14 protein-coding genes and 1 rRNA gene are annotated in these 14,024 nt (G+C 49.2%); 9 read left to right on the top strand and 6 right to left on the bottom strand.

Going from position 1 to position 14,024, the window contains the following annotated elements; translation table 11 throughout:
• Positions 1–6: 6 nt before the first annotated feature.
• From trkA to def, 4 genes are read right to left on the bottom strand one after another with little or no spacing between them, the layout of a single operon-like run.
• Entirely contained in the window at positions 7–1,416 is a 1,410-nt protein-coding gene (trkA, locus tag CF168_RS00165; RefSeq protein WP_011620862.1) for a Trk system potassium transporter TrkA, read from the bottom strand.
• Positions 1,417–1,431: 15 nt separating this feature from the next.
• Complete coding sequence (gene rsmB, locus CF168_RS00170; RefSeq protein WP_089068874.1) at positions 1,432–2,718, bottom strand: 16S rRNA (cytosine(967)-C(5))-methyltransferase RsmB; 1,287 nt, start codon at positions 2,716–2,718, stop codon at positions 1,432–1,434.
• A 2-nt stretch (positions 2,719–2,720) separates the two neighbouring features.
• Positions 2,721–3,677 carry a methionyl-tRNA formyltransferase gene (fmt, locus tag CF168_RS00175; RefSeq protein WP_089066603.1) on the bottom strand — a complete coding sequence of 319 codons (957 nt, stop codon included), beginning with the start codon at positions 3,675–3,677 and terminating at the stop codon, positions 2,721–2,723.
• Between the two features lie 15 nt (positions 3,678–3,692).
• Positions 3,693–4,199 (bottom strand): peptide deformylase, encoded by a 507-nt coding sequence (def, locus tag CF168_RS00180; protein WP_089066604.1) that lies wholly within the window; start codon positions 4,197–4,199, stop codon positions 3,693–3,695.
• A 125-nt stretch (positions 4,200–4,324) separates the two neighbouring features.
• Here def and CF168_RS00185 point away from each other — a divergent pair, with 125 nt between their 5' ends.
• The 6 genes from CF168_RS00185 to hemF all read left to right on the top strand — a co-directional run bounded on the left by CF168_RS00185 (position 4,325) and on the right by hemF (position 9,357).
• A complete protein-coding gene (locus CF168_RS00185) occupies positions 4,325–5,449 on the top strand; it encodes a LysM peptidoglycan-binding domain-containing protein (protein WP_089066605.1) in 1,125 nt (374 codons plus the stop codon).
• A gap of 83 nt (positions 5,450–5,532) precedes the next feature.
• A complete protein-coding gene (dprA, locus tag CF168_RS00190; RefSeq protein WP_167373520.1) occupies positions 5,533–6,549 on the top strand; it encodes a DNA-processing protein DprA in 1,017 nt (338 codons plus the stop codon).
• Positions 6,550–6,551: 2 nt separating this feature from the next.
• Entirely contained in the window at positions 6,552–7,028 is a 477-nt protein-coding gene (locus CF168_RS00195) for a DUF494 family protein (protein WP_011620868.1), read from the top strand.
• A gap of 122 nt (positions 7,029–7,150) precedes the next feature.
• Positions 7,151–7,714, top strand: a complete 564-nt coding sequence (locus CF168_RS00200) for a DNA topoisomerase family protein (protein WP_011620869.1) — start codon at positions 7,151–7,153, stop codon at positions 7,712–7,714.
• 138 nt (positions 7,715–7,852) lie between these two features.
• Positions 7,853–8,419: an L-threonylcarbamoyladenylate synthase gene (locus CF168_RS00205; protein ID WP_089066607.1), complete on the top strand. Its 567-nt coding sequence runs from the start codon at positions 7,853–7,855 to the stop codon at positions 8,417–8,419.
• 29 nt (positions 8,420–8,448) lie between these two features.
• Positions 8,449–9,357, top strand: a complete 909-nt coding sequence (gene hemF, locus CF168_RS00210; RefSeq protein WP_089066608.1) for an oxygen-dependent coproporphyrinogen oxidase — start codon at positions 8,449–8,451, stop codon at positions 9,355–9,357.
• 41 nt (positions 9,358–9,398) lie between these two features.
• Here the strand turns inward: hemF and CF168_RS00215 are convergent, their stop codons facing one another.
• On the bottom strand, positions 9,399–9,836 hold the full coding sequence (locus CF168_RS00215) for a group II truncated hemoglobin (RefSeq protein WP_089066609.1): 438 nt from the start codon (positions 9,834–9,836) through the stop codon (positions 9,399–9,401).
• Between the two features lie 171 nt (positions 9,837–10,007).
• Here CF168_RS00215 and aroE point away from each other — a divergent pair, with 171 nt between their 5' ends.
• Positions 10,008–10,886, top strand: a complete 879-nt coding sequence (gene aroE, locus CF168_RS00220) for a shikimate dehydrogenase (protein WP_086904513.1) — start codon at positions 10,008–10,010, stop codon at positions 10,884–10,886.
• A gap of 20 nt (positions 10,887–10,906) precedes the next feature.
• Positions 10,907–11,182, top strand: coding sequence for a DUF1488 domain-containing protein (locus tag CF168_RS00225; RefSeq protein WP_011620874.1), 276 nt, complete (start codon positions 10,907–10,909; stop codon positions 11,180–11,182).
• A gap of 56 nt (positions 11,183–11,238) precedes the next feature.
• Here CF168_RS00225 and CF168_RS00230 read toward each other — a convergent pair whose 3' ends face one another.
• Entirely contained in the window at positions 11,239–11,787 is a 549-nt protein-coding gene (locus tag CF168_RS00230) for a gamma carbonic anhydrase family protein (RefSeq protein ID WP_089066610.1), read from the bottom strand.
• A 515-nt stretch (positions 11,788–12,302) separates the two neighbouring features.
• Here CF168_RS00230 and CF168_RS00235 point away from each other — a divergent pair.
• Positions 12,303–13,845 (top strand): 16S ribosomal RNA (locus CF168_RS00235).
• Positions 13,846–14,024: the final 179 nt, after the last annotated feature.

Consider the following 14,024-nt stretch of genomic DNA (forward strand, 5'->3'; position numbering starts at 1 on the left):
GATGACTTAGAAGAAGAAGGCGCTAGGTTGGAACAGTTTCTCGACTTCGCCGACAAACTTTTTGTTCACGAGGAACAGAATCACGTGATCCCCTTGTTCTATCACTGTCTTGTCGTGGGCCATTAGCACTTCTTCGTTACGCACTATGGCGCCAATGGTGGTTCCCGGCGGCAGCTTGATATCGCCAATCGCCTTGCCAACGACCTTAGAAGTGCTGGAGTCGCCATGGGCAATGGCTTCAATCGCTTCGGCGGCGCCGCGGCGTAAGGAATACACGTTACAGATATCGCCTTGGCGGATGTGGGTTAGTAAGGCTGAAATCGTCGCCTGCTGGGGTGAAATCGCAATATCGATATTCGCTTCCTGCACAATATCTACATAGGCTTCGCGCTGGATCAGCACCATCACCTTTTTCGCCCCCATGCGTTTAGCGAGCAGGGCGGACATGATGTTGGCTTCATCGTCGTTGGTGACGGCAATAAACACGTCAGTTTGGTCGATATGTTCTTCGAGCAGCAACTCTTGATCTGAGGCGTCTCCACAAAATACTGTCGTGTTTTCAAGCTGCTCAGAGAGCGTTTCGGCGCGTTCAAACTTATGTTCAATCAGCTTGACTGAGTGGGTGCGTTCGAGGCGTTTAGCCAGGCCTAAGCCGATGTTACCACCGCCAGCAATCATGATATTGCGGTAGGAGTTATCCAGCTTTTGCATTTCACTCATCACCGCGCGGATATGGCGACTGTCAGCCACGAAAAACACTTCGTCATCGGCTTCGATAATAGTCGTACCGCGGGGCATGATAGGGCGACCTTGGCGGAAAATCGCCGCCACCCGGGTATCAATATTTGGCATATGCTCGCGAAGCGCGGCCAAGGCATTACCGACCAAAGGGCCGCCGTAATAGGCGCGAACCGCAACTAAACTTAAGCGGCCTTCGGCAAATTCGAGCACTTGCAGTGCCCCTGGATATTCAACCAAACGTTGAATGTAAGCGGTCACTAACTGCTCAGGTGCGATAAGTTCATCGATCACAAAACCACCGCGAGGGCGCCCCTCACTATTTTTGGTTTCACTGTCGATAAATAATTTATCGCGCATCGCCAGATAAGGTTCGGAGCGAATACGGGCGATTTTAGTCGGTGTACCAAATAGGCTGTAGGCCATCTGGCAGGCGACCATGTTGCATTCATCGCTGTTGGTCACAGCAATCAGCATGTCGGCATCTTCGGCGCCAGCCTCTTTTAGAACATCGGGGTGGGCACCGTGGCCCGCCACGACGCGAAGGTCATATTTATCCTGCAGGGCGCGTAATCTGGATTTGTCGCTATCGACTATGGTGATATCGTTGTTTTCACCCACCAAATTTTCGGCCAAGGTTCCTCCGACTTGACCCGCACCTAATATGATAATTTTCATGGCCTTGCTTACTTCCTAATGGGTCGCTTTCAATAAACGGGCGTAATAAAACCCATCCATGTTGTGTTGTCCCGGCGTGATTTGCCAACCTATATCTTGGCTTGAAGCCTGCTGGGCAAGTGTGTCTAGCTTAGCATCTGCGGTTCTGGCTAAAAATGCACTAATTTGGTCTCGATTTTCCTGCGGCAAAATAGAGCAAGTTGCATACAGGAGTGTGCCACCGGGTTTGAGCCACTTCCAGCAGTGATCGAGAATTTGTCTTTGCAGCTCAGCCAGTTCTTCGATGTCATGGTTTTTACGTAACCATTTGATATCGGGATGACGGCGGATAACGCCGGTCGCCGAGCAAGGCGCGTCCAGTAAGATACGATCAAACTGTTCACCCTGCCACCATGAGTCGATGTTGGCTGCATCGCCATGAATAACTTCCGCTTTTAATGACAAACGGTCAAGGTTCTGTTGCACGCGCTCGAGACGTTTAGCATCGAAATCGACGGCGACCAGTTGGATGCTAGGTTCAAGTTCGAGTAAATGGCAGCTCTTGCCGCCCGGTGCCGCGCAGGCATCGAGGACCAGTTCGTTGGCTTGCGGAGCCAGTAAGGTCGCGGCCCATTGGGCGGCGCCATCTTGCACCGATGCTGCTCCTTCGTGGAAGCGCGGCAATGTCGCTACATCCTTAGGATGGGTCAGCAGTATGGCATCCTCACTGAGGCCAGCACTGGCTTCTATCTCTAGCTCACTCAGGGCGGCAAGATATGCATCGCGGCTTTGGGAGAGGCGATTGTTACGTAGCCACATGGGGGGGCGTTCATGGCTTTGCTGGATTATCTCTTGCCAATTATCGGGATAGGCGGCTTTTAAGCGCTTAATTAACCAGCCAGGCGTGTTGTAGCTTAAGGTCTCTGACTCAGTGCTTAGCGGCGTTAATTGGCGCTGAATATTACGCAGCACGCCATTGACGACCTTTACCATGCCCTCAAATTTTAACTGACGACAAGCCTCGGCGGTTTCGGAGATGGCGGCATGGCTTGGAATGCGGGTGAAGTAAAGTTGATAACAGCCAACAATTAATAGCTGGTGGATGATCCTTTGCTTACCTTTCAGTGGTTTAGCCAAACACTCTGCCACGCGTTTTTCGATCTGCGGCAAGGTGCGCATCACGCCGTAGCAGAGCTCTGCGAGCAGGGCTTTATCTTTACCACTGGCTAGATGTTTTTGCTGTTCCGGCAGGGCAACTGAAAGTGACACGCCTTTCTCTAAGACTTCGAAGATGGCTTTGGCCGCCAGTGCACGCAAGTTCATCATTATTGCGCCTCGTGATTAAGACGAGTATTTGGGGTAAACCAGTCGCCGCGGGCGTTGAGTATATCGGCTACGCTGAGTGGTTTCTTACCGGGTAATTGCATGCTGAGCAGAGTTAACACACCATCGCCGGTGGCGACTTCAATGCCTTTTTTACTGGCGCTGATAATAGTGCCGGGGGCGGCATTGCTGCTGGTGGTACTGACTTGGGTCTGCCACACCTTGATGGTATTGCCTTGGTGCTCAAAATAGCTCACAGGCCAAGGATTGAAGGCGCGGACTTCTTGCCATAACTGAGTCGCAGATTTGCTCCAATCGAGCCTCGCTTCCTCTTTACTGAGTTTTTCGGCGTAGTTCGCTAAGGCTTCATCTTGTTTTTCAGCCGTTAGGGTACCGTTGGCTAAGCCTTCGAGTGCTTGCAGTAGCGCGTCTGGCCCCTGCAGAGCTAACTTCTCGTAAAGGGTGGCGGAAGTATCATCATCTTCAATCGGTAAATAGGTTTTCAGCAGCATGTCGCCGGTATCTAGGCCAACATCCATTTGCATTATAGTCACGCCAGTTTCTTTATCGCCGGCCCACAACGCGCGTTGAATCGGCGCTGCACCGCGCCAGCGTGGCAGAATAGAACCGTGAACATTGATACAGCCTAAACGCGGCGTGTCGAGCACCACTTTTGGCAGAATCAAGCCGTAGGCGACTACCACCATAATATCGGCGTTGAGGGCGGCAAGTTCTTGCTGGGCGGGTTCTTTACGCAGTGAACCTGGCTGATAAACCGGAATATCGTGGCTGACTGCGAGCTCTTTAACTGGGCTGGCGGTGAGTTTTTTACCGCGCCCTGCGGGTCTATCCGGCTGAGTGTAGACGGCAATCACATTGTGATCTGAGTTAATCAGCGCCTGTAAATGGCGAGCGGCGAAATCCGGTGTTCCGGCGAAGATGATGTTCAATGGTTTCAAATCTGATCCTAATGCTTATTTGGCGTCCTGTCTGGCCGCTTTTTCAAGTTTCTGTTTGATCCGTTGGCGCTTCAATGGCGACAGGTAATCGACAAATAACTTACCTTTCAGGTGATCCATTTCATGCTGAATACAAATAGCAAAAAGCTCATCGGCTTCAACGGTGAATTCATTACCATGTCTATCCAGTGCCTTGACGGTAACAAACTCGGCGCGGTCGACCTTGGCATAGATACCGGGAACCGACAGACAACCCTCTTCGTTACAGAAATCACCGCTACTGGCAATAATTTCGGGATTGATAAAGACTTTAGGACGATCGACCTCGTCTTGTAAATCCATCACGATCAGTTGTTTATGATAGTCGACCTGGGTTGCTGCCAGACCAATCCCTTTTTCTTGGTACATGGTCTCGAACATATCATCGATTTGCGTTTGCAACTCAGCAGTAAACTCTGTGACCGGGGTCGCTTGAGTTCGCAATTTTTCATCGGGAAAGCGTAAAACTTTTAATAGTGCCATACTTAAACTCTTAACAAGTCTGTCAAATCTCAATCAGTTGGTTATACTGACTGAGGCTAATGGGCTAATTTTAATCTTTAGTGCCTATCAATAACAGTAAAAGCTCGATTTAAGAGCTAAACAACATGGACCGCACCATGAAACGGCTAATTTTACTTGCGTTAATGACATTTAATTGCACGTTGGTTTCCGCTGATACACTCACGCTGAAAGCAGGGCATCCCGAGTCATATGTGGTAAAGAAGGGCGATACCCTTTGGGATATCTCGGCCACCTTTTTAAATGACCCTTGGAAGTGGCCACGTTTATGGGATGTTAACCCCCAGATTGCTAACCCTCATTTAATTTACCCTGGCGATCAGCTCACTTTAGTCTTTATCGATGGTCAACCCCGATTAGTGCGTAATGGCGCTAACGAGGGAAAACCCCATATTCGCAAAACCCCTGAGGGACGCGTGATTGCTAAGAGCAATGCGGTGCCTGCGGTTGATTTAGCGTTAATCCAAAACTATCTGGTGCAAAACCGTGTGGTCGATGCCGACTGGTTTGCACAGCAACCTATGGTGCTCGCGGGTGAGAGCCCTTCACGTCACCATGTGGTTGGCGATGTGATTTATATCGATAGCGAACTACCCTTAAACCAAAAGCTGGGTATGTATGAACGCGGTCGTGACTTCTTCAATAAACAAACGGGTGAAGCCTTAGGACAAGAAGCGATTCTGGCGTCTACTGGCCAAGTGATTGAATCTGGCAAAGTGTCTAAGGTCAAAATCCTCAGCAACTACCGTGAAACCAAGGCGGGTTTTAGGGCGTTGCCTATGGAAGACGAAGCCTTAATGTCGGCCTATTTTACGCCAAAACCTGCCGAGCTTAAGACGCCGGCGACCGTACTAGCGATTGAATCCACCATGCGCGAGGCGGGTAAGCTCAATGTGGTGTACCTAGATAAAGGCACACAGGATGGTGTTGAGCCAGGTGAAGTGTTCTCCATTTACCGCGATGGCGAAGAGATTGTGATTAATAACGATGGTCAACCCGTACCTGCAGCCGAGCGCACAGCCTATGACAATGTGGTGGCGTCACTGTCGTCAGATCGCGCCATCAAGATGCCCGATATTTACCATGGCAAGCTCTTAGTCTTTAAAGTGTTTGATAAAGCGAGCTTAGGATTGATTGTCTCGACTGAACGTTCTGTACGTGTCGACGATAAATTAATTGCGCCAGACTCCTTAGCCTTTAGAGGTGAATAATCCCTGAACATTTGGTCGATTGGTTAATTGTTAATGCGGTATCTGGGCTAGGACCCGCTCGGACACAACAATTATTAACGCACATGGATGTGGACGACCTCAGGCAAAGATTGGAGCATGAGAGACACTCGCTCCCTTTGTCTGGCAATCTACTCCATAGCTTAATTATTGATTATCAAAGGGTCGATGCAGCCCTCGAATGGCAACAACGGTCTGAACTACACCACCTCGTTTGTTTTACCGATCCCCTTTATCCTCCATTACTCAAACAGTTACCCGATCCTCCAAGCGTCTTATTTATCAAAGGATATGTTGAGGCGCTGTTGTTCCCATCGCTTGCTATAGTGGGGAGCCGTAATGCGTCTCCCGGTGGATTACAGGTTGCTTATCAGTTAGCTCGAGAGATGTCCGCGCTAGGATTTAGTATCTGTAGTGGCATGGCGATGGGGATAGATGGTGCGGCCCATAAAGCCTGTGTTGACCACGGAGGCAGAACGCTTGCGGTGCTCGGAACCGGGATTGATATTATTTATCCGCGTCGACATAAGCAGCTTTATGAGGATATTCAGCACCAAGGCTGTATAATAAGCGAGTTTTGGCCGGATATCGGGCCTTTTGCGGGTAATTTCCCGAAACGAAACCGCATTATTAGCGGTCTTTCTTTAGGTACGCTGGTGGTTGAAGCTTGCCGTAAGAGTGGTTCACTCATCACCGCTAGGTTGGCCATGGAGCAGGGGCGTGAGGTCTTTGCGGTTCCGGGCTCGATTCTCGGCGGCTTTCATCAAGGCTGCCATGATTTATTACGGGATGGGGCAAAACTTGTGGAGAGTGCGGCCGATATAGTGGAAGAGCTGGTAAGTTTGACGGCGTTTCACCTTGAAGAAGTCAACACTCGCCACCATATACAGCAAGGTGAGATTTGTGATTTGCCATTTTCATCGCTGTTAGCTAGTGTAGGTTATGAAACTACAACAATTGATGCTGTAGTCGAACATAGTGGGAAAACGATAGATCTGGTGTTAGAACAAATGCTTGAACTTGAGTTGCAAGGTTGGGTTGTTGCAGTACCCGGTGGTTACGTCAGAGTAAAGAGGAGCTAGCCATGTTTGATATCCTCATGTATCTATTTGAAAACTATGTTCACAGTGAAGTTGAACTGTTAGTGGATGAAGACGAGTTAACCAAGGAACTCACTCGTGCTGGTTTTCACCAGTCAGAGATTTTGAAAGCCTTAACTTGGTTGGAGCGTCTGGCTGAGTTGCAGGAAGGGGATAAGCCTTACCTGTGCAATCATGATCAGCATTCATTTCGGATTTACACCAAAGAAGAAATGGAAAAGCTGGACGTGGAATGCCGTGGATTCCTGCTATTTTTAGAGCAAGTGAAAGTGCTGAATGTCGAAACCCGTGAGATGGTAATCGACAGAGTTATGGAACTCGATGAGCCTGCCTTGATCCTCGAAGATCTTAAGTGGGTGATTCTGATGGTGCTCTTTAATGCGCCCGGCCATGAGTCCGCCTATGAGCAAATGGAAGATTTAATTTTTGAGCAGCCTGAAGAAGGTCGGCTACATTCTTAAGCGTTGCGATGTGATGAATAATGAGAAAGGAGGCTAGTCCTCCTTTTTTGATGCCATAAGCTTGTTAATACCTGTGTGGTGAGTTATCTGCGGATTAGACGCAATGACTGGTGGTAATGATTATGTCTAAGATCGATGAACAACTATTTAGTGCCCATGAGCACGCACTGGAAAAAGAATTTGAGCTATGCCCTGAGTGTGGCAGCGAGTTGTCGGTAAAACATAGCAAACATGGGAGTTTTATTGGTTGTAACAACTATCCCACCTGCCAATATACCCGTCCCTTAGTGCAGCATGAATCGATTGAAACCCAAGTGATTGAGGGTTCCAAGTGTCCCGAGTGTGGTCATGAGCTGGCGGTCAAATCGGGGCGTTTTGGTATCTTTATCGGTTGCACTCAATACCCCAGTTGTACCCACATAGAAAGGCCAGATCAGGAGAGCGATAAACCTGAGGTGGCATGTCCCGAATGCAAAACTGGCAAGCTTGAGCATCGTACCAGCCGTTTTGGTAAGAGTTTTTATGCCTGCAGTGCGTATCCCAAATGCAAATTCATCGTGAATTATCCCCCCGTTGCTGAAACTTGCCCGAGTTGTGGCTTTGGTATTTTAGTCGAGCGTAAAGGGGCCGCGGGGATGCGTTTAGAATGTCCGCAAAAAAGCTGTAAATACAAACGCGCGCTTTAGTGTGATCTGGCTCTAAAGATTTGGTCGTATAAACACCCTTGGGTATAATCCCCCATCGACCACGGATGGGGTGGCCAAGCGCTAAAAAAGCCAAAACGTGTTTGTAGAAATCGATTCAATTCATAAGGTGATATTAAGATGTTACAGCTGCACCCATCTGAAATTAAAGACATAGTGCTTAACGGCGGCGTTATCGCTTATCCCACTGAAGCCGTTTATGGTTTGGGCTGCGATCCCGACAACGACACCGCCATCCAAAAATTACTCGCGGTAAAGCAACGTCCTTGGCAGAAGGGGCTTATCTTAGTGGCGAGCGAGTTTTCCCAATTAGTGGATTATGTCGATGAGTCACAGTTGAGCGTCGAGCAACTCGAGTTTGCTTTTTCTAAATGGCCAGGCCCCTTTACCTTTGTAATGCCGATTAAGCCGCATGTTTCGCGCTATTTATGTGGTGAGTTTGATTCTATCGCCGTGCGTGTCTCCGCCCATGAAGGGGTGCGAGCCTTATGCCAAGCTTTAGGTAAACCACTGGTCTCGACTAGCGCCAATTTAGCCGGCGAAGATCCTGCGCTCAGCGGTGATGAAATTCTTAATGCCTTTGAGGGTAAGATTGATGCCTTAGTGTTAGGGTCATTAGGCGAACAGCGTCAACCCTCCACCATTATTGATGCCCGCAGCGGTAAGATATTACGTAACGGACAATAACTGATTTATAACGCAAAGGATAAAAGCAGATGAGCGTGCCAGATGCGACAGTGGTAAAAGCATTTTTACTCGATTTACAGAATCGAATTTGTGCGGGTCTTGAGCAGTTGGATGGGCAAGCAAGCTTTGCGGCCGATTCATGGACACGCACCGAAGGCGGTGGCGGTACCAGTCGTGTCTTAACCCAAGGTGCGGTATTCGAGCAAGCTGGGGTGAACTTTTCCCATGTAACAGGTGCGGCCATGCCTGCATCAGCAACGGCTCATCGCCCAGAATTGGCGGGTCGTAGTTTTGAGGCCATGGGCGTTTCTTTAGTGATTCACCCTAAAAACCCTTATATTCCAACTACCCATGCTAACGTGCGTTTCTTTATTGCCCATAAAGACGGCGCGGATCCCGTTTGGTGGTTTGGTGGTGGTTTTGACTTAACGCCTTACTATCCTTTCGAAGAAGACGTGCGTGAGTGGCATCAAACCGCTAAAAATCTGTGTCTGCCCTTTGGCGATGATGTATATCCTAAATATAAGAAGTGGTGTGATGAGTATTTCTTCCTGCCACATCGTAACGAAACCCGCGGCGTAGGCGGATTGTTTTTCGATGACTTGAACCAAGCAGGCTTTGATAAGAGTTTCGATTTTATGCAAGCGGTGGGGAATGGCTTCTTAACCGCTTATGCGCCGATTGTTGAGCGCCGTAAAGAGACGCCATATGGCGAGCGTGAGCGTGAGTTCCAGTTATATCGTCGCGGCCGTTATGTTGAGTTCAATCTGGTATACGACAGAGGTACCTTGTTCGGCCTGCAAACTGGTGGTCGCACTGAGTCCATTTTGATGTCAATGCCGCCATTGGTACGCTGGCAATATGCTTATACGCCAGAGGCGGGTAGCCCAGAGGCAGAGCTTTACGATAACTACCTCAAACCTCGAGATTGGGTATAAGCACGCGACTGAGTATTAATATGAGTCGCGTAATCAGTACTTTACTGATTACGCATATGATCAGCCAGAGTTGAAATCGCCTCATAGATAGCGGCGCGATGTTCTGGCTTTTTTATATGTTTTTCAATGGCAAACTTCATGCAAAATAGCCATTGATCCCGCATTGTCTCATCAACAGCAAAGGGCATATGCCGAGCGCGCAATGCGGGATGACCATACTTTTGCTGATATAACTGCGGGCCGCCGAGCCAACCACTTAAAAATTCATAGAGCTTTTGTTCCGACTCCGCAATCGGTGCACGGTGAATCGCGAATAAAGCTTGTGTTTCTGTTGAGCTTGCCATTTTCTGATAGAAACTATGGGCAATCGCGCGGATCACTTTGTCACCACCAATTAAATCATAGGCATTTGACTGATTCGGATCCCTGTCATCCGGTACGCTTGTGTGTTTACTAAATATCTTTTTAAGCCAGTTCATAGGTCTAACTGCATTGCTGTCTACAATATCGATGCGCGCATTATAGCCTGAATGCCACGGTGAAACAGAAGGCTAAAGTCAGGTGCAACAACTTAGGCTCGCCATTAGGCTGTGCTACCGCCTAAAAGCACGCTAGACTGCAAGCCAATCACAGCCAATAGAATCCCGCAGATGACAGATATGCCTTCAGTAACTACGCCAGCGCTTGATCGATATGCCGTATTTGGCAATCCGATCGGTCACAGTAAATCGCCCTTTATCCATGGACAGTTTGCGTCCCTTACGCAGCAGCCTTTGAGTTATGAAGCGATTCTGGCGCCCATCGATGGTTTTGAAGCGAGTTTACGAGCATTTTTTCAGGCGGGAGGAAAGGGCGCGAATGTGACAGTTCCCTTTAAAGAGCAAGCCTTTGCTCTCTGCGACAGCCTAAGTGCCGAAGCGACGCTGGCGGGGGCGGTCAATACCCTAAGCTTGTTGGCCGATGGCACTATTTATGGTGATAACACCGATGGTTTGGGGCTGGTGGCCGATCTTATTCGCCATCTCGGCAGTTTGCAGCATAAGCGGGTGCTCTTGGTGGGGGCTGGTGGCGCGGCGCGCGGCTGTATCTTGCCATTGCTTAAGGCTGAAGTGGGTCAACTAGTCATCACTAACCGCACTCAAAGTAAGGCGCAGGCCTTAGTGGATATTTTTAGCCAAGTACAAGAAGGGCGCTACTGCGATAAACTCCAGGCGATGTCGATGCCTGAGTTGTCGGGGGAGTACGATTTAGTGATTAACTCGACCTCAGCGAGTCTAGCGGGAGAGTTACCGCCACTACCATTGTCCATCATCGGCAACAAAACGGCTTGCTACGATATGATGTATGGCGCAAAACCAACGGCATTTAATCAATGGGCTGTGCAACAGGGCGCAGCGCAAGTGATTGATGGACTGGGTATGCTTGTCGGTCAGGCGGCAAAGAGTTTTGCGCTCTGGCGTGGCGTCGAGCCAGATACCTCAGGAGTGCTTAAATTGCTCAGGGACAAACTACAGGCCGACGCGCAATAGAGGCTCAAGAGGAAGATAAGATGAATCAGAGTATTTTATTCCCCGATCTGCAACATTGGGATGAAACCCAAAAGCACATTTGCTTTATTGCCCAGCAGCAGGGAATGAATATTAAGTGTTATATCAGCGCGCAGAAGCTGGCGCAGTTAAATGACTTTTCGCCCCAGCCTAATAGCGATGAAGCGGCCGCCATGTTAGCGCTATTTGATGCGGTGCGATTCGATGCGGAAGAAATGGCTGAAGCCTTAATTGAAGCAGAAGAGTTTGATGAGTTTGGCGCAGTGCACTTAGGCTAAGAGCAAAATAAACAAGATGGCAGCCTAAACACTGCCATCCCAATTTAATAGAAACACTACTCTGGCTGAGGTTCTGCCAAGTATTCATTTTTCAAGCGCACATAGTTATCCGCGGATTCAGGTAAAAACTTCAATTCCGCTTCGGTTAAAGGTCGCGCCTGTTTTGCAGGGCTGCCGACATATAAGTAGCCGCTCTGCAACACCTTACCCGGCGGTACTAACGAACCTGCACCTAAAATCACATCATCTTCTAATATGGCACCGTCGAGGATAATCGCGCCCATCCCGACTAAAACACGATTGCCAACCTTGCAGCCATGCAACATCGCCTTATGCCCAATCGTCACATCATTACCAATGAGCAGTGGATGACCTTCTGGACGAGAAGCGGATTTACGGGTCACGTGCAATATGCTGCCATCCTGTACATTGGAGCGCTTACCAATACGAATATGGTTTACGTCACCACGCGCCGCCACCATAGGCCAAATACTGGCGTCTGTATCTAAAGCGATATCGCCAACGAGTACCGAAGCTGGGTCTACATACACATTATCGCCGAGTTGTGGATGAATCCCTTGGTAAGTTCTAAGTGGCCCTGACATAAAAAAGTCCCTAATTGAGTGGTTTTTCGCATTATAAAGGCTAAAAACTGACTGGTCAGGTCAAATATCCAACGAACAGCGTAAAAAAGCTAATTATCTTCAATTTAGGGGTTGCACAAAAAGTTCTGCTGCCTATAATGCGCATCCACTGACACGGCAGACAGCGAAAGCAACCGCGGTGACAGTGCGAGTCGAATGCAAAATTTGCAGTTGATTCGAAAGCCTCAAGAAGTTTGCAAAAACGCCTTGACGCGACAAGGGAAATGCGTAGAATACGCATCCCTGACCCGCTGAGCGGTAACGCGAAGTGAATGGTCAAATGCTCTTTAACAATCTAAACAAGAAATCTGTGTGGACACTCACAGGTGTTGAGTTAATCGAAATTACTCTGCCGTTTGGCGAGTAATCAAAGAATTAAATCAATGAATGAGTGTTCATAGCAATATGTACAACGACTTATTAAGTTAAGTCGATTCAGAATTCATTGAGTCGAATCTTCGGATTCACAAAACTTTTAATTGAAGAGTTTGATCATGGCTCAGATTGAACGCTGGCGGCAGGCCTAACACATGCAAGTCGAGCGGCAGCACAAGGGAGTTTACTCCTGAGGTGGCGAGCGGCGGACGGGTGAGTAATGCCTAGGGATCTGCCCAGTCGAGGGGGATAACAGTTGGAAACGACTGCTAATACCGCATACGCCCTACGGGGGAAAGAGGGGGACTTTCGGGCCTCTCGCGATTGGATGAACCTAGGTGGGATTAGCTAGTTGGTGAGGTAATGGCTCACCAAGGCGACGATCCCTAGCTGTTCTGAGAGGATGATCAGCCACACTGGGACTGAGACACGGCCCAGACTCCTACGGGAGGCAGCAGTGGGGAATATTGCACAATGGGGGAAACCCTGATGCAGCCATGCCGCGTGTGTGAAGAAGGCCTTCGGGTTGTAAAGCACTTTCAGTAGGGAGGAAAGGTTGTAAGTTAATACCTTGCAGCTGTGACGTTACCTACAGAAGAAGGACCGGCTAACTCCGTGCCAGCAGCCGCGGTAATACGGAGGGTCCAAGCGTTAATCGGAATTACTGGGCGTAAAGCGTGCGCAGGCGGTTTGTTAAGCGAGATGTGAAAGCCCCGGGCTCAACCTGGGAATTGCATTTCGAACTGGCAAACTAGAGTCTTGTAGAGGGGGGTAGAATTCCAGGTGTAGCGGTGAAATGCGTAGAGATCTGGAGGAATACCGGTGGCGAAGGCGGCCCCCTGGACAAAGACTGACGCTCAGGCACGAAAGCGTGGGGAGCAAACAGGATTAGATACCCTGGTAGTCCACGCCGTAAACGATGTCTACTCGGAGTTTGGTGTCTTGAACACTGGGCTCTCAAGCTAACGCATTAAGTAGACCGCCTGGGGAGTACGGCCGCAAGGTTAAAACTCAAATGAATTGACGGGGGCCCGCACAAGCGGTGGAGCATGTGGTTTAATTCGATGCAACGCGAAGAACCTTACCTACTCTTGACATCCAGAGAATTCGCTAGAGATAGCTTAGTGCCTTCGGGAACTCTGAGACAGGTGCTGCATGGCTGTCGTCAGCTCGTGTTGTGAAATGTTGGGTTAAGTCCCGCAACGAGCGCAACCCCTATCCTTATTTGCCAGCGCGTAATGGCGGGAACTCTAGGGAGACTGCCGGTGATAAACCGGAGGAAGGTGGGGACGACGTCAAGTCATCATGGCCCTTACGAGTAGGGCTACACACGTGCTACAATGGCGAGTACAGAGGGTTGCAAAGCCGCGAGGTGGAGCTAATCTCACAAAGCTCGTCGTAGTCCGGATTGGAGTCTGCAACTCGACTCCATGAAGTCGGAATCGCTAGTAATCGTGGATCAGAATGCCACGGTGAATACGTTCCCGGGCCTTGTACACACCGCCCGTCACACCATGGGAGTGGGCTGCAAAAGAAGTGGGTAGCTTAACCTTCGGGAGGGCGCTCACCACTTTGTGGTTCATGACTGGGGTGAAGTCGTAACAAGGTAGCCCTAGGGGAACCTGGGGCTGGATCACCTCCTTACCTATACGACTAACTCGATGTTTGTTGAGTGTTCACACAGATGGCTTGTTGAACTTCTCGAAAGAGGAGGGAGAGCGAAATGCACCGCATGCCGGTAAGCATTGTTCTTTAACAATTTGGAAAGCTGATAGTAATTAATACAATGATGTCTGTCGTTGTGTTAATACGAAAAAAATTGA

The sequence above is a fragment of the Shewanella bicestrii genome (genome assembly GCF_002216875.1).
GTDB lineage: Bacteria > Pseudomonadota > Gammaproteobacteria > Enterobacterales > Shewanellaceae > Shewanella > Shewanella seohaensis.

What these genes read in the sequence shown, in the direction of transcription:
- CF168_RS00205 (WP_089066607.1), top strand. Translation starts at nt 7,853, where the DNA reads ATGTTACAGCTGCACCCATCTGAAATTAAAGACATAGTGCTTAACGGC.
- CF168_RS00185 (WP_089066605.1), top strand. Translation starts at nt 4,325, where the DNA reads ATGGACCGCACCATGAAACGGCTAATTTTACTTGCGTTAATGACATTT.
- trkA (WP_011620862.1), bottom strand. Translation starts at nt 1,416, where the DNA reads ATGAAAATTATCATATTAGGTGCGGGTCAAGTCGGAGGAACCTTGGCC.
- def (WP_089066604.1), bottom strand. Translation starts at nt 4,199, where the DNA reads ATGGCACTATTAAAAGTTTTACGCTTTCCCGATGAAAAATTGCGAACT.
- CF168_RS00225 (WP_011620874.1), top strand. Translation starts at nt 10,907, where the DNA reads ATGAATCAGAGTATTTTATTCCCCGATCTGCAACATTGGGATGAAACC.
- aroE (WP_086904513.1), top strand. Translation starts at nt 10,008, where the DNA reads ATGACAGATATGCCTTCAGTAACTACGCCAGCGCTTGATCGATATGCC.
- CF168_RS00200 (WP_011620869.1), top strand. Translation starts at nt 7,151, where the DNA reads ATGTCTAAGATCGATGAACAACTATTTAGTGCCCATGAGCACGCACTG.
- CF168_RS00195 (WP_011620868.1), top strand. Translation starts at nt 6,552, where the DNA reads ATGTTTGATATCCTCATGTATCTATTTGAAAACTATGTTCACAGTGAA.
- dprA (WP_167373520.1), top strand. Translation starts at nt 5,533, where the DNA reads ATGGATGTGGACGACCTCAGGCAAAGATTGGAGCATGAGAGACACTCG.
- rsmB (WP_089068874.1), bottom strand. Translation starts at nt 2,718, where the DNA reads ATGAACTTGCGTGCACTGGCGGCCAAAGCCATCTTCGAAGTCTTAGAG.
- hemF (WP_089066608.1), top strand. Translation starts at nt 8,449, where the DNA reads ATGAGCGTGCCAGATGCGACAGTGGTAAAAGCATTTTTACTCGATTTA.
- CF168_RS00230 (WP_089066610.1), bottom strand. Translation starts at nt 11,787, where the DNA reads ATGTCAGGGCCACTTAGAACTTACCAAGGGATTCATCCACAACTCGGC.
- CF168_RS00215 (WP_089066609.1), bottom strand. Translation starts at nt 9,836, where the DNA reads ATGAACTGGCTTAAAAAGATATTTAGTAAACACACAAGCGTACCGGAT.